Origin of the sequence: Roseburia sp. OM02-15 (assembly GCF_003481835.1) — a bacterium.
In the GTDB taxonomy this organism is placed as follows: Bacteria; Bacillota; Clostridia; order Lachnospirales; family Lachnospiraceae; genus Eubacterium_I; species Eubacterium_I ramulus_A.
On the sequence record NZ_QULX01000009.1, the window covers coordinates 42,187 to 62,065 of the forward strand.

At 44.5% G+C, this 19,879-nt stretch carries 16 protein-coding genes; 2 read left to right on the plus strand and 14 right to left on the minus strand.

Annotated features, from left to right (window positions below; all coding sequences use genetic code 11):
- Positions 1-5: 5 nt before the first annotated feature.
- The 11 genes from pyrF to DXB15_RS10130 form a co-directional block, all read right to left on the minus strand.
- Positions 6-926, minus strand: a complete 921-nt coding sequence (gene pyrF, locus DXB15_RS10080) for an orotidine-5'-phosphate decarboxylase (RefSeq protein ID WP_109214853.1) — start codon at positions 924-926, stop codon at positions 6-8.
- A 162-nt stretch (positions 927-1,088) separates the two neighbouring features.
- Complete coding sequence (locus tag DXB15_RS10085) at positions 1,089-2,366, minus strand: dihydroorotase (RefSeq protein WP_118702886.1); 1,278 nt, start codon at positions 2,364-2,366, stop codon at positions 1,089-1,091.
- A gap of 101 nt (positions 2,367-2,467) precedes the next feature.
- On the minus strand, positions 2,468-3,700 hold the full coding sequence (hflX, locus tag DXB15_RS10090) for a GTPase HflX (protein ID WP_118702887.1): 1,233 nt from the start codon (positions 3,698-3,700) through the stop codon (positions 2,468-2,470).
- A gap of 316 nt (positions 3,701-4,016) precedes the next feature.
- Complete coding sequence (locus tag DXB15_RS10095) at positions 4,017-5,078, minus strand: tetratricopeptide repeat protein (protein ID WP_118702888.1); 1,062 nt, start codon at positions 5,076-5,078, stop codon at positions 4,017-4,019.
- Positions 5,079-5,108: 30 nt separating this feature from the next.
- Positions 5,109-6,359 (minus strand): adenosylhomocysteinase, encoded by a 1,251-nt coding sequence (locus DXB15_RS10100; RefSeq protein ID WP_109214849.1) that lies wholly within the window; start codon positions 6,357-6,359, stop codon positions 5,109-5,111.
- A 136-nt stretch (positions 6,360-6,495) separates the two neighbouring features.
- Complete coding sequence (locus DXB15_RS10105) at positions 6,496-7,170, minus strand: GTP pyrophosphokinase (protein WP_118702889.1); 675 nt, start codon at positions 7,168-7,170, stop codon at positions 6,496-6,498.
- A gap of 421 nt (positions 7,171-7,591) precedes the next feature.
- Entirely contained in the window at positions 7,592-8,104 is a 513-nt protein-coding gene (locus DXB15_RS10110; RefSeq protein WP_118702890.1) for a transcription repressor NadR, read from the minus strand.
- A gap of 2 nt (positions 8,105-8,106) precedes the next feature.
- On the minus strand, positions 8,107-8,373 hold the full coding sequence (locus tag DXB15_RS10115; RefSeq protein ID WP_109214846.1) for a hypothetical protein: 267 nt from the start codon (positions 8,371-8,373) through the stop codon (positions 8,107-8,109).
- Between the two features lies 1 nt (position 8,374).
- Positions 8,375-9,145: a TrmH family RNA methyltransferase gene (locus tag DXB15_RS10120; RefSeq protein WP_118702891.1), complete on the minus strand. Its 771-nt coding sequence runs from the start codon at positions 9,143-9,145 to the stop codon at positions 8,375-8,377.
- 223 nt (positions 9,146-9,368) lie between these two features.
- The gene (pfkA, locus tag DXB15_RS10125; protein ID WP_109214844.1) at positions 9,369-10,343 is read right to left on the minus strand and encodes a 6-phosphofructokinase; all 975 of its coding nucleotides are present in this window, start codon (positions 10,341-10,343) and stop codon (positions 9,369-9,371) included.
- A 66-nt stretch (positions 10,344-10,409) separates the two neighbouring features.
- Complete coding sequence (locus DXB15_RS10130) at positions 10,410-13,886, minus strand: DNA polymerase III subunit alpha (protein ID WP_118702892.1); 3,477 nt, start codon at positions 13,884-13,886, stop codon at positions 10,410-10,412.
- 223 nt (positions 13,887-14,109) lie between these two features.
- Between DXB15_RS10130 and DXB15_RS10135 the strand changes: the two genes are divergently transcribed.
- Positions 14,110-14,946: a CPBP family intramembrane glutamic endopeptidase gene (locus DXB15_RS10135; protein ID WP_158582246.1), complete on the plus strand. Its 837-nt coding sequence runs from the start codon at positions 14,110-14,112 to the stop codon at positions 14,944-14,946.
- On the opposite strand, the gene DXB15_RS10140 is transcribed toward DXB15_RS10135, so the two are convergent.
- The 3 genes from DXB15_RS10140 to DXB15_RS10150 all read right to left on the minus strand — a co-directional run bounded on the left by DXB15_RS10140 (position 14,931) and on the right by DXB15_RS10150 (position 19,078).
- The gene (locus DXB15_RS10140) at positions 14,931-15,995 is read right to left on the minus strand and encodes a 5' nucleotidase, NT5C type (RefSeq protein WP_118702894.1); all 1,065 of its coding nucleotides are present in this window, start codon (positions 15,993-15,995) and stop codon (positions 14,931-14,933) included. The two genes, DXB15_RS10135 and DXB15_RS10140, sit on opposite strands and share 16 nt — an antisense overlap.
- 274 nt (positions 15,996-16,269) lie before the next feature.
- Positions 16,270-17,148, minus strand: a complete 879-nt coding sequence (locus DXB15_RS10145; RefSeq protein ID WP_109216751.1) for a DMT family transporter — start codon at positions 17,146-17,148, stop codon at positions 16,270-16,272.
- A 34-nt stretch (positions 17,149-17,182) separates the two neighbouring features.
- Positions 17,183-19,078, minus strand: a complete 1,896-nt coding sequence (locus DXB15_RS10150) for an ABC-F family ATP-binding cassette domain-containing protein (RefSeq protein WP_118702895.1) — start codon at positions 19,076-19,078, stop codon at positions 17,183-17,185.
- Between the two features lie 255 nt (positions 19,079-19,333).
- On the opposite strand from DXB15_RS10150, the gene DXB15_RS10155 reads away from it, so the two are divergent.
- Positions 19,334-19,879 (plus strand): 4-vinyl reductase, encoded by a 546-nt coding sequence (locus tag DXB15_RS10155; protein ID WP_243115630.1) that lies wholly within the window; start codon positions 19,334-19,336, stop codon positions 19,877-19,879.

Below are 19,879 nucleotides of genomic sequence, written 5' to 3' on the forward strand. Positions count from 1 at the left end.
TCTCCTTATTTCAATGCGGAAGCGATATCCTCGATCATGTCGATGACTGCCTGACGGGAAGCATCTGCGAAGTTCTCTGCGCCAAACTGTGCGTATTTCTCCTGTTTGTAAGCTGCAATGATTCCTCTGGAGGAGTTTACGATTGCGCCCAGACCATCTTTATTGAAATAATGAGTCAGATCTTTGCCTTTTCCACCCTGTGCGCCGTAACCCGGTACCAGAATGAAGCTCTTTGGCATTACCTGACGTAATACTTTACCAACTTCCGGATAAGTAGCTCCTACAACAGCTCCGATGTAGCTGTACTCATCACCCATTACATCCTCGCCCCATGCAGCAACTTTCTCAGCTACATGCTCGTATAACGGTTTTCCGTCGATCAGACGATCCTGGAACTCACCGCTGGACGGATTGGATGTTTTTACAAGGATAAACAGACCTTTTTTCTCCTCTTTGCAGACATCTGCAAATGGTTTGATACCGTCTGTTCCAAGGTATGGATTTACAGTTGCGAAATCCTCGTTGAACGTGCTGTATGTCTTGCTTCCCACCTGGACTTTTCCAAGATGTCCGGTTGCGTATGCAGCGGATGTGGATCCGATATCTCCACGTTTTACATCGCCGATGACAACCAGATCTTTCTCATGACAATAATCAACGGTTTTCTGGAATGCTTTCAGACCTTCCACACCAAACTGCTCATACATGGCGATCTGCGGTTTTACTGCCGGGATCAGATCATATGTGCTGTCGATAATCTGTTTGTTGTACTGCCAGATTGCATCTGCTGCACCTTCCAGTGTCTCGCCATACTCAGCAAAAGATTTTTTCTGAATATGCTCCGGAACATAAGAAAGCATCGGATCTAAGCCGACTACAATCGGTGCACCTGTTTTTTTGATTTTTTCTACTAACTTGTTGATCATTGTGTCTCGTTCTCCTCTTTATGAAATTATTCTATAAAGCTGATATTCGTAATCCACGTACTTATAGTCAAATAGCTATTTTATAACTAATACGTTTAAACTGTAATTTTCGTTTTTTTAAATATCAGCTATTTTGTAACTTGCTTTTTCTGAAAGTCCGCACTATTTCTCCCGATATGCGATCTCGCCATCTACGATAGTTGCCATGACTTTTCCGATTACTTTTTTGCCGCCAAACGGTGTATTTTTACCCTTGGATAAAAATTCTGCCGGATCAATCACCCACTCATATTCCGGGTCAAAAATCGTCAGATCCGCATGGCTTCCTTCTGCCACAGTACCTTTTTTCAGGCCAAGTACTTTTGCCGGATTGTAGCTCATCTTCTCTGCCATCTGCATCGGAGTCAAAATGCCCGGTTTTACCAGTTCTGTATAGGTGAGGGCTGCTGCTGTCTCCAATCCAACGATTCCAAACGGAGCTTTCTGAATGCCCTGTTCTTTTTCTCTGGCTGCATGCGGTGCATGATCGGTAGCGATCACATCCATGATGTCATCTGCCAGACCTTTCTTTAACGCTTCCACATCCTCTTTGGTACGAAGTGGTGGGTTCATCTTATAATTTGCATCATCTTCTGTGATATCATCGGAAGTCATACAGAAATGATGCGGGCAGACCTCTGCAGTTACCGGAAGTCCTTCTTCTTTTGCCAGTTCTACCATGCGCACACTGTCTTTTGTGGAGCAATGGCACAGATGCAGACGCACACCGGTTTCTTTTGCCAGCAGGATATCTCTTGCCACGATAACATCTTCTACAGAGTTTGTAATGCCTGCAAAACCAAGCTCTTTTGATTTTACATCTGCATTCAGCACACCACCGTGTACCATGTTAATATCTTCACAGTGTGCTAACACTGCCAGTCCTTCTTCTGCTGCTATCTTCATACCTTCCCGGTAAAGCTGTGCATTCATAACAGATTTGCCGTCCTCGCTGATGGCAGGGCTTCCTGCGGCTGCCATTCCACGGATATCGGAAAGTTCTTCGCCTTTCTGTCCCTTTGTCACCGCACCTGCCTGCAGCACATGTACTTTTGTAACTGCCTCGGCTTTGTGTTTAACATAATTGATCACATCCGGTTTATCTGCCACCGGTTTTGTGTTCGGCATTGCCACGATGGTCGTAAATCCACCATGCAGTGCAGCAGCGCCTCCGGTCTGAATATCCTCTTTGTACTCCAGTCCCGGATCACGCAAATGTACGTGCAGATCGATAAATCCCGGCATAACATAGCAGCCTTTCGCATCGTATGTCTCATCTGCTGTATCCTTCAGACCAGGTGCAACCTTGCTGATCACACCATCTGTTACCAGTACATCTGCCTTTGTGATCTTCCTGTCTCCCGGATTGATCACGGTTCCATTTTTAATTAAAAGTTTCATCCCCGACAGTCTTCCTTTCCGCTGTTATTCGTTTTTCACAATACTGTGTTTCCACATTTTCTGTGCATATAGCATGTGAACTATGATTTATTTTACCATCATTATAACTCTGGCGGCACATATGCTTCCACATAAATACCATCCGGCGTATATTCCTCTTTCAGCAATTCTCCGTATTTTCGAATTTTCTGAATTTCTCCTGCTTTTTCATACGGAAATGTATGTTTCAGCAGTACTTTTCCATCCCGCAGCAAATCTTCAAATACTTCCTTTAAGGTATCCAGTCCCTGACCGGTTTTTGCAGAGATCCGCAACGTCTTATCTGCACGAAAATCCTGTAAAATTTCTTCTCCGGTCACACGATCGCATTTATTAAATAAAGTAATGATCTTCTTATCGGTTACACCAAGATCCTGTAATGTCGCATAAACTACATGCATCTGTGTATCCCACTGTGGATTCGAAGCATCTACCACATGCACGATAAAATCTGCATATTTTGCTTCTTCCAGTGTACTCTTAAAGGCATCTACCAGATGATGCGGCAGTTTCCGGATAAATCCAACGGTATCTGTCAGCATCAGATTCTGATGATTCTCCAGCTCCAGTACACGGGTGGTCGGATCCAGTGTTGCAAAAAGCTGATCCTCCTCCAGTACACCCGCATTGGTCAGTGTATTTAACAGCGTAGATTTTCCAGCATTGGTATAACCCACGATCGCCGCAACTTTTGTATGGCTTTTCATACGCTGGCTTCTGGTCAGTTCACGATGCCGTACCACTTCTTTTAATTCCCGGTTTAACTGAGCGGTTCTGTGTCCGATCAAACGACGGTCGATCTCCAGTTTTTTCTCACCCGGTCCTCTCGTTCCGATTCCACCACCCAGACGGGACATGGAACGACCAAAACCTGCCAGACGGCTTGCCCGGTATTTTAACTGTGCCAGTTCTACCTGAATCTTACCTTCACTGGTTCTTGCTCTTGCCGCAAAAATATCCAGGATCAGCAACGTACGATCCATTACCTTGCTGTCCAGCACCTGCTCCATATTTTTCATCTGAATCGGTGAAAGCTCATCATCACAGATGATTCCGGTTGCCTCTTTTTCCCAGATCATGTCGCGGATCTCTTCTAATTTTCCGCTTCCCACATAAGTGCCCGGATTCATATGTTCCAAATTCTGGATCACGGTTCCGACTACCTCAGCTCCTGCAGTTGCCGCAAGCTCTGCCAGTTCTTCCAAGGAAGCAACGGTATCGTCTCCATCCCGTTCACTGATGGCCACCAGAATGACACGCTCCACCGGCGCTTCATTTTCATATATTGTTCCCACTTACTGTCCGTTTCCTTCCATTTCATATGGGAGATCATATCTCACCATTGATATAAGTCTGATTTCTCCACCATTCAAGTCGAACGCACGTGAGACTTGGTGCGTGATTCTGGTCAGCGAAAGCTGACATATTCTTCTCAGAATCACGGCACATCTACACTTCGTTCCGGTCGGCGCAAAACCATTGTCTCCCAGACAATGTGCGCCCCCGCGGAGCGTTTATCTCAGTCGGGGATTGTACTCCCACTGAAAAAGACTTGTTATTACTCACCACTTGCAGAAGTGGGAGTCTTCTCGACTGAGATAAAATCGGGAGTTATTGTGCATCTGATGCAGCGGAAGAATCAGAAGATGATGTATCTGCCGATGTGCCGTCATCTACCGTTCCTTCAATCGCATCACCTGTACTATTTTCTACACGTGTCTGTAAAAACTCATATTCTTTCTGCATTGCAGTATCCTTCGGATAGTCTGCCACATAACTTTTGGCTTCTTTTAACGCACTGGCAAAATCACCTGCATTTTCATAAAAAGCCACCAGATTTTTCCGAAGTCCCTGTTGATCAGACTTATCAGCCACATCAATTGCTTTCTCATAATAAGCAGCAGCATCCTCCGTGTCCCCGGACTCTGCCGCAATATCTGCCAGATGTGTCAGTGCATCTGCGTCATCCGGATGCTTCTCCATATATGCCTCAAACGCTTTCTTCGCCTCGTCTGTGTTTCCTTCTTCAAAATACAGCTCACCAAGCTTCAAAGACGCACTGTCTGTGCCTTTTTCTACTGCCTGCTGATATGCTTTGACTGCATTTTCCGTATCTCCTTTTATGGTATACAGATAACCGACATTTTCGTAATCCGTACCGCTGGATGGTTGCAGCGCAAGTCCCTGTTCCAGATACTTCTCCGCTTCGTCATCCTCACCTGCATTCTTCAGGTTTTCACAGATATGTCCATACAGACCCAGATCAGAAGCGTTCAGCTCCACTGCTTTCTCATAATCCTTCAGGCACTTGTCCTTATCGCCCTCGGATAAATAAACGCTGCCTCTCAGATAATAAACTTCCCAGTTCTTTTCATCATAATCAATCAATGCACTGTAACTTTCCAGTGCCGCCTTTGCATCACCTGATTTGTACTGCGCCAGAGCTTTGTAATAGCAGACATCCAGTTCATTTGCCGTAATCCTGCCCAGAGACTGATCCAGTGCTTTCTGAAAACTGTCTACTGCACCGTCATAATCTTCCTGCTGTAATTGTTTGATTCCAAGTTCTTTATATTCCAGCGCTTTCTTCTCTGATTTGCTGGTACAGCCTCCAAGCAGCATGGAAGCTGCCAGCAGACCGGTCAGGAATACGGTTACAACTCTTTTCTTCATATATTATACGTCCTTTTTTTGCTCATTTCCTTACAGATCAATATTGGAAGAATTCAGATATTTCTTCTGCTCCGGTGTCAGAGTATCGATGGACTTGCCAAGGAAACGAAGTTTTCTGTTGGCAACTTCCAGATCTACATCACGCGGAACGTTGATCAGTTTTTCATTCAGGTTCTTGGCATTCTCAACCAGATATTTTGCACTCAGTGCCTGGATTGCAAAACTCATATCCATGATTTCTGCCGGGTGTCCGTCACCTGCTGCCAGGTTTACCAGACGGCCTTCTGCCAGAACATAGATCCATTTATCTTCTGTGATCTGATATCCCACGATATTTTTGCGCTGATCAATGGTATCCAGTGCGATCTCACGCAGACGTTTCATATCAATCTCCACGTCAAAGTGTCCTGCATTACATAAAATGGCACCATTTTTCATCACTTTGAAATCCTGCTCACGGATGACACCAGCACAGCCGGTTACTGTGATGAAGAAATCACCGATCTTTGCTGCTTCGTTCATCGGCATGACGTCAAATCCGTCCATAACTGCCTCGATGGCTTTGATCGGATCTACCTCAGTAACGATAACTTTTGCACCAAGTCCTTTTGCACGCATTGCCACACCTTTTCCACACCAGCCGTAACCTGCAACAACGACATATTTTCCGGCCACGATCAGGTTCGTAGTACGGTTGATGCCGTCAAATACGGACTGACCGGTTCCGTAACGGTTGTCAAACAGATGCTTACAGTCTGCATTGTTTACCAGAACCATCGGGAATTTCAACTCGTTATTTTTTGCCATGGCGATCAGACGGATGATACCCGTTGTGGTCTCCTCGCATCCACCGATGACATACTGCAGTTTGTCCTGCATTTTTGTATGAAGCATGTGAACCAGATCACCACCGTCATCAATGATAATGTTACAGTTGTTCTCCAGAACACTTGTGATATGCTGGTCATATTCTTCCGGTGTGCAGTTATACCATGCAAATACGTTTAATCCGTCCGCTACCAGTGCTGCTGCCACATCATCCTGTGTGGAGAGCGGGTTACTTCCGGTAATATACATCTCGGCACCACCTGCTGCCAGGACTTTACAAAGGTATGCAGTCTTTGCTTCCAGATGAATGGAAAGGGCAATACGAATACCCTCAAATGGTTTTTCCTTGGAAAAATCATCCTCCAGACTGCGAAGAAGCGGACAGTTTTTGCGTACCCAGTCGATTTTATGTGCTCCGGACGGAGCAAGGTTGATATCTTTAATTGAACTCATTGATGTCCTCCTGTATTCTTTCTTATTTACTTTTAAACATTATTCTTTAGTATAACATGGAGTGAAATGTGACGCAACAGAGGTTTGCACAAAACAATACCGTCACAGCGATCTGACATATCGTTCTGACGGCATTTTATTTAAGATATTTTTTCTGTTCTTCCTCTCGCTGCTGCCGCTCCTTCTCTGCAATGATCGCCTCATTCAGAGACAGCATTTTTGCATCCAGTTTGGATGTGATCGCAGCACATTCCCGCAACTCCTCACTGATATACTGCGGTGCATTTCCCTCAAATTTGTAATAAATCTTATGCTCCAGACTTGCCCAGAAATCCATGGCGATCGTCCGGATCTGGATTTCTACCTTTGTCGGGCAGATGCCTTTGGTCGTCTGAATCGGAACGGTAATCAGCATATGATAACTGCGGTAACCGCTCTCTTTCGGATGTTTCATGTAATCCTTGATATAAAGGATCGTAAACTCTTTCTGCTTTCCGATCATGTCTGCCAGACGATAAATATCAGATGTAAAAGAGCATACAATACGCACACCTGCAATATCGTTGATATGCTCTACCATATTTTCCATGGTATTCTCAAACCCGTGTCTTCGCAGTTTTTTTGCGATGCTGTCCGGTGTCTTGATTCTTGATTTGATATATTCGATCGGATTGTACTGATGGATAAACTGAAACTCATCGTTCATAATGTCCAGTTTCGTGCGTACTTCCTTGATCGCTGCATTATATAAAAACATAAGGTTCTGCCAGTCGTAGACGATTTCCCCTCGTTCTGTTACTTCCTCTGCCATAGTTCTCGTCCCACCTCCTGTGAATCATACTTCTCTCTATCCGCCTGACTTTTTTGCAGACTATCATGAACCAAATTCGTTCATAACCAGCATGCGTTGTTTATTGATCATACAAATATATTGACTCTCTTGCACTTATTATAGCATAAATTTGCACAGATTTTGTCCTTTTCCGCGTTTCTTTATACTTTATTAAGAACTTTGTGCCATTTTTGTAGTTAATCATATCACACGTAGCCAAGCACAAAAAACTTTTTGTTTTTAGTCAAAGGATATTCGCAATCCGCCTTCGCTACTTGCTCATAACCAAATAGCTGCTTCGCAGCTTATCAGAAGGGGCTTGCACCCCTCCTGATACAAGCAAGTCCCTACCCCTGCTTATTGCTTTTCGCAATTGAAGCAGGGGACTTCCTTGATTTGGTTAAAAACCCTGTTCCCGCAATTGTTCCTCAATGCAATCCAGAATTTCTTCTGATTCCGCCTCCACCGTATGGAAATGAATGCCTCCGGTAAGCACATTCAACGGCTTGTCAGAGATTTCTCCCATCTTTTTGACAAACTCGTTCACATCCCGACGATTTTTCAGGATCAGATCTGTGGAAAGCTGTCCATAGATCTCATGTTCCACCACGACATTGCAGACGCAGCCCCCGTTATCCACGATCAGATACAGTTCTTCCTGCATCCGTTCTTCCCCGTGATTGGACGCAAGAATCCTTCTGCAGCGTTCTTCCTCCTGCTCCGGGTGAAATAGCACATACCCCTTATTGGTACTTAAAATATTCCGGTCCGTTGCCCGCAGCAATGCAATATCCTGTACGATTACCTGACGACTGACACCGAAATGTTTCGCCAGTTCCGTGCCCGATAACGGTTTTGTCTCATGTTGGAGCATTTTCATTAATTCTTTTCTGCGCGTTGTGCCATCTGTCATTTTTAATCCTCCTCAATCACCTGGATCTCCAGAAAATCAAAATCAATCTGATCTATAAAATTATCCTGATAAAATCTTGTTTTTGCATGACGTCTGAATTCCTCGATCGTACTGTCAAGCCAGATCGGTTTGCTTAAATCAAATTCGTAACACACTTCATCCAGTGCATGAAATACTTTATGTGTGCGGGTTTCCGCGCTGTCATCACAGATCGTTGTGTCCCGCAGCATACGGTTACTTTTAAATTCTTTTGCCCATAATCGAAACATGTTATACTCTCCTCTGTCTGTTTGCTTCATACATCAGAATTCCCGCTGCCATCGCCGCATTCAGGGATTCTAACTGACCGCCCATCGGAATGCGGATATAAGAATCAGCAAGTGCTGCCGTCTCTTTGGTCAGTCCGTTTCCTTCATTTCCGATCAGAAAAGCCGTTCCTTTTGTATAATCCGGAGTATCATAGCAGACACTTCCATCCAGATGTGCCGCATATACGCTGACCTGTGCGTTCTGAAGCTGTCGGATCGTCTCATGCAGATCCTCTGTGATAAAAAACGGCACCCGGAAAATACTCCCCATGGTTGAACGGATTGTTTTCGGATTGTAAATATCCACGGTGGAACGGTCCATGATCACACCGGCGATTCCTGCACCTTCACCGGTCCGGAACATTGTTCCCAGATTTCCCGGATCCTGCACATTCTCCAGGATCAGCCAAAGTCCATTTTTCTGCTGGAGCATGTCTTCCAGACGATTCTCTCTCATTTTTACCAGACATAACACACCTTGAGGTGTCTTCGTATCAGAAACACTTGCAAACACAGAATCAGACAGCATTTCCCAGTCTTTGCCCGCCAATAAAGTCTCATGCTCTTTTACAAAAGATTCGGATGCATAGATTTTTTCAATCCGATCTTCTGGTGTCTCACGAAACATCCGGATACCTTCCACAATATATACCTGCTGCTGTCTGCGCGCCCGGGCATTTTTTATCAATTTGCTCAGTGCCTTGACCTGTGCATTTGATGTACTTGTAATCATATATTTTCCCTTTTCTACTTCATTTCAATTTTCGAAAGCAGACCCTTTGAAATTCATTCGCTTTGCTACTTTCTCCGCTTTTTCCATTATATATAGAAACGCACAAAAAAGCAATTTACATCCGCTGATGTAAACTGCTTTTTCTTATTATCCATTTGCAATTTCACTATATCTTCAGGCAATTCTTCATGCTAACATAATCATTACCTAAATATATGTGCTGTTAGATAGAAAGGTTCTTTCCTACATTAAACTGATAATCAGAGATCTGCTTCTCCATAGCCAGTGCCTCATCCACATCAAAATCTGTGAATTTACCGTCTTTGTAAGCAACGACACGGTTACTCTTGCCTTCGCAGAGAAGATCCACGGCATAAGCACCCATGGTAGATGCATATACACGGTCTTTACATGTCGGGCTTCCACCACGCTGCATGTGACCAAGGATGGTTGCTCTGGTCTCCATTCCGGTAGCTGCTTCAATACGTCTTGCTAAAGAAGTGGAATGTCCGATTCCCTCTGCATTGATGATGATATAATGTCTCTTACCACGTTTACGGTTTGCAATGATATTGTTGACGATCTTCTGCTCATCAAAATCATATTTCTCCGGGATCAGCACCTGCTCAGCGCCGTTTGCCAGTCCACACCAGAGTGCGATATATCCGGCATCACGTCCCATTACCTCAATGATACTGCATCGCTCATGGGATGATGCGGTATCACGGATTTTGTCGATGGCTTCCATTGCAGTGTTTACTGCGGTATCAAAACCAATGGTGTAATCAGTGCAAGAAATATCAAGATCGATAGTTCCCGGAATACCGATGGTATTGATTCCCTGTGCTGCCAGCTTCTGTGCTCCACGGAAAGATCCGTCACCACCAATTACGATGATTCCTTCGATTCCATGTTTTCTACACATTTCTGCGCCAAGTTTCTGTCCTTCTTCGGTACGGAACTCCGGACATCTTGCTGTCTGAAGAATCGTACCACCACGCTGAATGATATCTGATACATCTTTTGCTTCCATATCGACAATGTCCTCTGCAAGCAAACCTGTATAACCACGTCTTATACCCTTAACTTTTTTCCCCTTTGAGATTGCCTGACGTACTACCGCACGGATAGCCGCATTCATGCCAGGTGCATCTCCACCACTTGTTAACACACCAATTGTCTGTATTTCCTTAGCCATGACAAAACCTCCTATACCTGTATCATTTCATTTTTTCCTCATGTTGCTATTATTCTAAACTTTTTTTTACATTTTTTCAATGGACTTTTCCAAAACTTTGATATTTTTTTCACCAACTTTTTTGTTTAGTTCATTTATAAGCTCATTGTTGGCAAATACGCTCATATTTTTCCCCAGTCGTTTCATTGCCCGCTCTTTTGCAAGGTAAATAACGACCTGATCTTGTCCATCTGAGCCAGATAACAGTGCTAAAATTTCGTTTTCTTGCTTTTCAAAAGTCTCTTTATCCGGAAACTGAATCCACAATTCCCGTCTCGCATCATCAAAAGAATAAATTTTGTCACAGATCAGTTTGCCATTGCGATCTTCTTCCACAGAAGCATGTCCCAGAATAAACACCTTGGAATCCTCCTGCATCAGTGCATGATAACGCTCATACTGTCTCGGAAAAACAATTACTTCCACACTTCCGTACAGATCCTCCACCGTCAGAAAAGCCATTGCCTTATTCTGCTTCGTATATTTGATGTTCTTTGCCGTGATCATGCCTCCGATCATGGCATTTTCCCCTTCATTGATTCCACGGGCAACACCAAGTTCTTCGTCCAGGGTAAAATCTCCGGTGGTCTTCGTAATATTTTTCCGCCATTTCGCCTCGTATTCCTGTAACGGATGTCCACTGACATAGATACCAAGCACTTCTTTTTCCATGGCAAGCAGTTCTTCCTTCGTAAACTCTCCACAATTTGGCAGACGGATCTCAAACTGTTTCTTCTCCTCCGGTGCAACCATATCAAACAGGGACATTTGTCCTGCCATGGTCGTCTTCCGGTCGTTTGCGATCTGATCTATGATGCTGCCATATACCTGCATAAACTGTTTTCGCGTACCGCCAAGTCCGTCAAAGGCACCACCCTTGATGAAATTTTCCACAGCACGGCGGTTTAACTCCCTGCCAGTCATTCGTTCAATGAAATCTTTCAGAGATTTAAACTTGCCGTTTTCCTCACGCTCCTGCACCAATCCGTCAATAACAGAACGACCAATGCTCTTGATGGCAGACAATCCGTAACGGATATCTTTTCCGGATACGGAAAATCCTGCATACCCGTCGTTGACATTTGGCGGCAATACCGCAATTCCCATGTGACGGCACACCTGAATATATTCTGCCACTTTTGTGGAGTTATCAATCACGGACGTCATCAAAGCTGCCATAAATTCTACCGGATAATAATATTTCAGATACGCAGTCTGATAGGAAACGACCGCGTACGCTGCCGCATGAGATTTATTGAAGGCATATTTTGCAAAATCCGTCATTTCGTCAAAAATTTTATTTGCTGTCTGCTCGGAAATTCCGTTGGAAATACACCCCGGAACGCCCTCTTCCTCATTTCCGTATACAAAGTTCTGACGCTCTCTCGCCATGACATCTGCTTTTTTCTTTGACATGGCACGGCGCACCAGATCACTTCGTCCAAGGGTATAACCTGCCAGATCACGCACGATCTGCATAACCTGCTCCTGATATACGATACAGCCATAGGTCGGCGCAAGGATCGGCTCTAACTGTGGGCAGTCATACATAATGGAATCCGGGTTATTTTTGCCACGGATGTAAGCCGGAATAAAGTCCATCGGACCCGGACGATAAAGGGAAATTCCCGCGATAATATCCTCCAGGCTCTTTGGTTTTAACTCCTTCATGAAGTTTTTCATTCCCGCACTCTCCAGCTGGAACACGCCTTCCGTGTGACCGGTTCCAATGGAAGCCAGCACGTCCGGATCGTTGTAGTCAATGTGATCCATATCCAGCGTTTTGCCGGTGGAGCGCACCACATTTTTCACCGCATCCTGAATGACGGTCAGTGTTCGAAGTCCCAAGAAATCCATTTTTAACAGACCAAGTTCTTCCAGTGTCGTCATGGTAAACTGCGTCGTCACAGAGCCATCAGAGCCTCTGGATAACGGCACGTATTCATCCACGGATTTCTGACTGATCACGACACCGGCAGCATGCATAGAAGTATGCCGCGGCAGTCCTTCCAGACGTAGTGACATGTCGATCAGCTTTGTCACCTGTGGATCAGACTCATATAATCCCCGTAATTCCGGGTTCATTTTCAACGCCTTGCTGATGGTGATTCCAAGCTCATTCGGAATCATTTTTGCAATGCTGTCGCACATGGCATAAGGCAGATCCATAACACGTCCGACATCGCGGATGACACCTTTTGCCGCCATAGTACCAAAAGTTACGATCTGTACCACACGGTCTTTGCCGTATTTTCGGACAACGTAATCAATGACTTCCTGACGACGCTCGTAACAGAAATCCACGTCAATATCAGGCATGGATACTCGTTCCGGATTCAGGAATCGCTCAAACAGCAGACTGTAGCGGATCGGGTCCAGTTTTGTAATACCAAGGGTATAGGAAACCAGACTTCCTGCGGCACTTCCACGTCCCGGACCAACCATAATGTCATTTTCTCTGGCAAAATGAATGAAATCCCAGACGATCAGAAAGTAATCCACGTATCCCATTTTCTGAATGACAGAAAGCTCATATTCCAGACGCGGTTTTAACTCCCGCACCCGTTCCGGGGAATAGCGTTCATCCAGACCTTCGTAACACAATTTATTTAAGTATTCCCAGGAAGTGTAGCCATCCGGCACATCAAATTTTGGCAATTTCGTTACGCCAAATTCAATCTCCACATGGCAACGGTCTGCGATTTTCTGTGTATTCTCAATCGCTTCCAGCGCATATGGAAAAAGTGCCTTCATTTCTTCCTCAGATTTTACATAATACTGACCGCCCTCGTAGCGCATACGGTTTTCATCGCTCAGTTTTTTGCCCGTCTGCAGGCACAAAAGAACATCGTGCGCCTCCGCATCTTTTTCATAGGTATAATGAACATCGTTTGTTGCCACCAGATCAATGCCAAGTTCCTGATGCATGCGAAGAAGCTGCTGATTTACCTGCGCCTGTTCCGCGATTCCATGATCCTGTAATTCCAGAAAAAAGTTGCCTTTTCCAAAACATCTTTCATATTTTAAAGCGGTCTCTTTGGCTTCCTCGTACATACCGCGTGTCAGATAACGCTGTACTTCTCCTGCAAGGCAGGCAGATAATGCAATGATACCCTCGTGATACTGCTCCAGTACTTCCATATCCACACGGGGACGATAATAATATCCATCCACAAATCCTTTGGATACAATTTTCATCAAATTGGAATATCCCTGATTGTTCTCTGCCAGAAGAACCAGATGATAATACCGATCCTCTCCTTTTGTCTGCTCCCGGTCAAAACGTGATCCCGGTGCCACATACACCTCGCAACCAAGGATCGGATTGATGCCTTCCTTTTTTGCCGCACGATAAAAATCGATCACACCGTACATGACACCATGATCGGTAATCGCTCCAGCTGTCATGCCAAGCTCCTTGATCCGGCTCACATACTCTGTGATCTTGTTCGAACCGTCCAGCAGACTGTACTCTGTATGGACATGTAAATGTGCAAATGCCATAGTAACCTTCTTTCCGTCAAAATAATTCTCTCTAAAGGCAGTGTGATTCTGCCAACTGTACTTTATTTTAACATATTCCGTTTCGACAGAAAAGGGGGATTTTCTTTTACGATTTTTTTAAGATTTGTGTCATATGCTAGACAAACCAACATGGTTTCTATAAGATAGTCATAGATGAAAATGGGCGTTTTTCCGCCCGTTGTTTATGAAAGGGGATTTTTTTATGAAAAAAATGGCATGTTTCTGGAAAAGTCTGCTGCCTATGATATTTCTTTTTATCCTTCAGGTAGTTGCAACGATTCCGGTAATGATAATTTTTGCACTAAAGGATAGTTCCGCTGCCGGCGGCGATATTGCTGCCATCCTCGGTTCTTTATCTGATATAACTTCTAATCAGCAGTATTTGCAGACGGTAAATATCGTATACGGTATTCTGGCATTACTTGTTTTTGGTATCTGGTATCAGAGAGTATTTGTAAGACCGTTTCGGAACCGCCCGAAAAAGCAGCCAACCGGCTACAGTTTTCATACGATCGTATCCATGATTTTTCTTGGCATCGGTCTGCAATACGTGACAACACTTCTGACAGATCTGATCGGCAGACTCCGCCCGGAATGGATTACAAAATACAATGCCACCATGGAAACGCAGGGATATTCAGACCTGTCTGTAATGCTGATCGTTTATTCCCTTATTCTGGCTCCGATCATTGAAGAGCTGATCTTCCGTGGATTGATTTTCCGTTATGCAAGACATGCAATGCCATTCTGGTTTGCAAATATCTGGCAGGCACTGCTTTTTGGATTTGTACATCGGAATCTAATACAGGGCATTTATGCATTTGCCATGGGACTGTTCCTTGGCTGGGTGTGCCGCCGGGGACATGGAATCCGGTACTCTATTCCGGTGCATATTGTGTTTAATATTATTGGATGCTTCTTCTCGGGACTAATTTCTATCTCGCTGATGTTTAGTTATGTTGGATTTGCAGTCTTTGGTGTGGTGCTTACGATCTTTGCACTTTGGCTGTTCTATACGGATTTTCAAACTGCAGAATAAATTGAAAGTATCCGCTCCACCGCGTCTTCGCGGTCTGTATGAACCACATAATCACACAATGCCGCATTTTTAAGTTCATTTTCCAACGAAACCAGACGTAGCATTTTTTCATGGTTATCCATATCCTTTTCCAGAATACTCTCGATCATCTGCTCTCGTTTGCATTTACAGAAAATGATCACCGTCGGATAATGCCGTTTCATGGCAATAGCACCGCTTAAGTCCATTGGCATAACCACGTATTTATCGCCATTCATCAATGATGTGATATCCTTCCATTTCGTGCCGTAGGCATAGCCTGCATAACGGGTAGTTTCAACAAATTCTGCACTATCGCGGATAAATTCTTCTTCCGTGATGGTCGTATGGATGCTGTCCGATACCTTTTTTGTGGTATAAGCTTTCGGCACAATAAAACGACCCGTTTCGCATAATCGCCGGGTAATCTCATTTTTATTGGAACCACTTGGACCAACCAAAGCTACCACACAAGGTGCCTTCGGTTCTACCCGGTCTTCGATCATGGATGATTTGATCTGATCCAGTAACTGGAAAAATTCATCATAATTGTGAACCGCCAATAGTCCCGTCAGTTCCCGGTTCCATGGTCGCCGCATCAGCACTGGAAACCGCGCACTGCTTTTTAGGATATTTCGTGGTCCGTCATCCAGCGTAATATCCACCTGAACGACCGATTTCTGAAATCCCATAATGATATTTTCATCCGGGAAATCCGGAAATGCTGTTTTAATCTGCTCCACCCGTTTTGACATAAACTGTGGATACACTGCCGTTACGATATACACAATTCCTTTTGTCTGTAATTTCCGGATAAAGGCTTTTGCCTCATCGGATACCCGCTGCATATCATACAGCCGCGGATCGTTATAGTATTTTTTAATTACCGATGCCCGCCCGGTATTTTCCCAGGAATTGATATCTTCCAGTGTCAACGGCGGGTCAAACTGATATTCCTGATTCGCCAGTTCTATGGCACAGTCGTTTAAGGGAGAAATTACATCATCCCAATCGATTCCAAATGTAAGCATACAACCTCCAAAATAGAAATGTGCAATTGCACAGTCTCATAAGCAATCGTACAATCGCACATTTTCACACAACACATTATTGTATTTTCTAATTCAAGAATGCTCCGGCATTCTTGTTGCGAGGTGCGCGTCATGCAATTGCATGACATACTTCAACTGCGCACCTCTGTAATCCTGCCGGAGGCTATATCAGATGGGGGATTGGCTCCCATCTGATATAAAATATTCTTTTAACAAGAGTATTCATTGGCTATGATATTATTGATATTTTTTATTATTTTATCTCTGCTGCATCGTGGCGCTGATTATAGAAGAACATCCAAACCGCCATTCCAATGATGATCACATATCCCAGCACACTGAACCGATCCGGAATCTGATGGAATAACAAGAATCCAATGATCGCAGAAAATATGATCTGAGAATAATCGTAAACGGAGATTTCTCTCGCCGGTGCATGATAATAAGCTGCTGTAATGGCGAACTGTCCGCCTGCCGCAGCCACTCCGGCTCCCAGAAGAACAATTCCCTGCCACATAGTCATTGTATGATAATTTAACAATAAGTACGGCAGCGTCACTAAGCAGGAAAATCCTGAGAAAAACAGTACCACGGATACGCCTTTCTGTCCCCGCTGTCCAAGGACTCGCACCATCGTGTACGCAATTCCAGCACACAAACCGCCGCAAAGGCCGATCAGTGACGGCATCAGATTCATATTTAAAAATGTCGGTTTAATAATAAACAGACTTCCGATAAAAGCGCCGCAAACCGCAGTCACCTGAATCGGTGTCAGTTTTTCTTTTAAGATCAGGAATGAGAATAAAATAACGAAAAACGGTGACATTTTATTCAGCATGGATGCATCGGAAAGCACCAGATGATCCACTGCGTAGAAATTACACAAAATTCCTAACGTTCCAAAGATTGCTCTCAGAAGCATAAACTTCCAGTTTCCTTTTTCCACCTGAAATGTTTCCTTATGACGCACCATCATCGCCAGCGCAATGATAAACGCCACCAGATTTCGGAAGAAACTCTTCTGCACCGCAGGCAGATCCCCCGCCATTCGTACAAACACATTCATAAACGCGAAGCAAAGTGCCGACAATACGATAAACATGATTCCCTTATACTTTACTTTCTGTTTCATAACTTACACCTGCTTTCTACACCTATTACCTATACTAATTCTCATTCTGTGCATTGATTTTTTCTGCAAGTTCTTCCAGATATTCCCAACGCTCCATTTTATGTTCCAGATCTGCTTCGGTCTGTTCCCGCTCCGCTGCCAGCTCTGACAGACGTTTGGAATTGGTAGCATTGGCTGCCATCTCATTGTCCAGCGATTCCAGCTTTTCTTCCAGATCCAAAATATCCTGCTCAATGGTCTCATACTCCATTTTTTCCTTATAGGAAAACTTCAGCTTACGCTCCCTGTTTGCACGGTAGTTGTCATAAGCTGCACGGCCGCCGGTCTCCGCCGCTCCATCAGCAGACACATCTGCATTTGCTTTCAAACCTGTATTAGACGATCCGACGATTCCGTCCTGCACGGACAGATTGCACTGTGCTGCTTCTCCTGCTTTCAGGGCATAATCAGTGTAACCACCCTCGTACTGTTTTAACACGCCACCATCTTCAAAGGCAAAAATACGATTGACAGTACGATCCAGAAAATAACGGTCATGGGACACGATGATCACAATGCCCTGATAGTGATCCAGATAATCTTCCAAAATCGTCAATGTGGAAATATCCAGATCGTTGGTCGGCTCATCCAGGATCAACACGTTTGGTGACTCCATCAATACCCGAAGCAGATTCAGACGTCTGCGCTCACCACCGGAAAGTTTTCCAATCAAGCTGTACTGTGCCTGTGGCGGGAATAAAAACCGCTCCAGCATGGCAGAAGCACTGATCAGACCATCTTCTGTCCGGACAAATTCTGCAGTCTCACGAATGTAATCAATGACGCGCATGTTCGGATCCATATAGGCAATTCCGGCCTCTTTGCTGCTCTCGATCTCCTGTGAATAATATCCGATCTTAATGGTCTGCCCCACTTTAATGGTTCCGCTGTCCGGTTCTTCTCTGCCTGCCAGCATTTTCATTAACGTGGTCTTGCCGCATCCATTGGTTCCCACAAATCCCACACGGTCATTTTTCAAAAATATGTATGAAAAATCACGGATAAAAGTACGGTTTCCGTAAGACTTGCTGATGCCATCAATTTCAATAGTCGTATTTCCCATACGGGTTGTGATGGAACTCATGGATACCTGTCCGTCACTCTGTGGTCCATGCTGGTTTTTCATCTCCTCATAACGCTCCAGACGGGCTTTCTGCTTGGTGGAACGGGCTCTTGCGCCACGTTTTACCCACTCTAATTCTACCCGCAGGATCGACTGGCGTTTCCGTTCAGTTGCCGCTTCCATCTCCTCTCTCTGGGCTTTCAGCTCCAGAAATCCGGAATAATTCGTATCGTAACTGTAGATTTTTCCTTTGTCGATCTCCACGATCCGGTTGGACACGCTGTCTAAAAAATAACGGTCATGAGTTACCATGATCAGGCTGCCGCGCCAGCGTTTCAGATAATCCTCCAGCCAAGCTGCCATGGCGTGATCCAAATGGTTCGTCGGCTCATCCAGCACCAGAATATCGCAAGGCTGCATCAAAATCTCCGCCAGCGCCAGACGTTTTCGCTGACCACCGGAAAGCTCCGATATTTTCTGATCCAATCGGACAATACCAAGGGTCTGAAGCATGCTTTTCGCTTCTCCTTCCATGTCCCACTGTGTGCTCTCAGACATTTTTTTCTCCACATGCTCCCAGACGGTGCAGATGTCATCAAATTCCGGCGTCTGTGGCAAAAAACGGATCACCACATGGTTTGCTTTCGTACAGCTTCCCTCATCCGGTTCCTCCAGTCCCGCAGCAATTTTTAAAAGTGTGGACTTTCCGGTTCCGTTGATGCCAATGATTCCGACTTTTTCCCCTTCCTGCAGGAAAAAAGACGCTTTGTCAAGCAGTACACGTTCTGTATACGCTTTTGTAATATTTTCCAATGATAATAAATTCATAATCAATATATTCCATTTCTATGTTTCTTGTCAGTTCTATTTTAACTGATTTTCGCCAAAAATACAAACCCCTCAGCGCAATGCTTTTCCTTCTATCGCCTATTTCAAATCGAATGTTACAGTTCACACGCGCCATTCACAAAATCGCACCTGTTTCCTTGCATATTTAAACTTGAAATGATATACTTAAACATTAAAGAAAGCATTGATTTTTGTATGTTTTTTAACAATGCTGCAAAGAGGAGATTTATCATTATGGAGCATAATATTTTTATGGAAAATCAGAAACCGATTTCTTTCGAACAATATCTGCAATACGACGAAAACAGCCGCAGTAACTTAGGAGAAACACTTCCGGTTCTGGTCTACCGTATGTTGGAATATTCCATCAAAGAAGAACTGATCGCTCAGTTTGGCAAAGAAAAACAAATCGACATTTTCCGGGAAGCCGGTCAGCGCAGCGGCGAATACTTTGCGCGTCATATGTTGAATCTTGATCAGCCGCTGAATGCATTTATCAGTGAACTTCAGGCAAAAATGCAGGATTTAAAAATCGGTGTACTGCGAATTGAAAATATAGATGAACAGAGTGGACGAATCATTTTGACCGTTTCCGAAGATGCCGACTGCTCCGGTCTCCCGGTTCTCGGTGAAACCGTTTGTAATTATGAGGAAGGTTTTATCTCCGGCATTCTGTCCGTATATACCGGAAAACCATACTCTGCCATTGAAATAGACTGTTGGGCAACCGGAGATCGTGTATGCCGATTCCGTGCAGATGTGATTGAATCAGAAGGATAA

Coding starts and splice junctions, on each gene's coding strand:
- pyrF (WP_109214853.1), bottom strand. CDS start 926: ATGATCAACAAGTTAGTAGAAAAAATCAAAAAAACAGGTGCACCGATT.
- DXB15_RS10085 (WP_118702886.1), bottom strand. CDS start 2,366: ATGAAACTTTTAATTAAAAATGGAACCGTGATCAATCCGGGAGACAGG.
- DXB15_RS10095 (WP_118702888.1), bottom strand. CDS start 5,078: ATGAAGAAAAGAGTTGTAACCGTATTCCTGACCGGTCTGCTGGCAGCT.
- DXB15_RS10100 (WP_109214849.1), bottom strand. CDS start 6,359: ATGAGTTCAATTAAAGATATCAACCTTGCTCCGTCCGGAGCACATAAA.
- DXB15_RS10105 (WP_118702889.1), bottom strand. CDS start 7,170: ATGGCAGAGGAAGTAACAGAACGAGGGGAAATCGTCTACGACTGGCAG.
- DXB15_RS10110 (WP_118702890.1), bottom strand. CDS start 8,104: ATGACAGATGGCACAACGCGCAGAAAAGAATTAATGAAAATGCTCCAA.
- DXB15_RS10115 (WP_109214846.1), bottom strand. CDS start 8,373: ATGTTTCGATTATGGGCAAAAGAATTTAAAAGTAACCGTATGCTGCGG.
- DXB15_RS10120 (WP_118702891.1), bottom strand. CDS start 9,145: ATGATTACAAGTACATCAAATGCACAGGTCAAGGCACTGAGCAAATTG.
- pfkA (WP_109214844.1), bottom strand. CDS start 10,343: ATGGCTAAGGAAATACAGACAATTGGTGTGTTAACAAGTGGTGGAGAT.
- DXB15_RS10130 (WP_118702892.1), bottom strand. CDS start 13,886: ATGGCATTTGCACATTTACATGTCCATACAGAGTACAGTCTGCTGGAC.
- DXB15_RS10135 (WP_158582246.1), top strand. CDS start 14,110: ATGAAAAAAATGGCATGTTTCTGGAAAAGTCTGCTGCCTATGATATTT.
- DXB15_RS10140 (WP_118702894.1), bottom strand. CDS start 15,995: ATGCTTACATTTGGAATCGATTGGGATGATGTAATTTCTCCCTTAAAC.
- DXB15_RS10145 (WP_109216751.1), bottom strand. CDS start 17,148: ATGAAACAGAAAGTAAAGTATAAGGGAATCATGTTTATCGTATTGTCG.
- DXB15_RS10150 (WP_118702895.1), bottom strand. CDS start 19,078: ATGAATTTATTATCATTGGAAAATATTACAAAAGCGTATACAGAACGT.
- DXB15_RS10155 (WP_243115630.1), top strand. CDS start 19,334: ATGGAGCATAATATTTTTATGGAAAATCAGAAACCGATTTCTTTCGAA.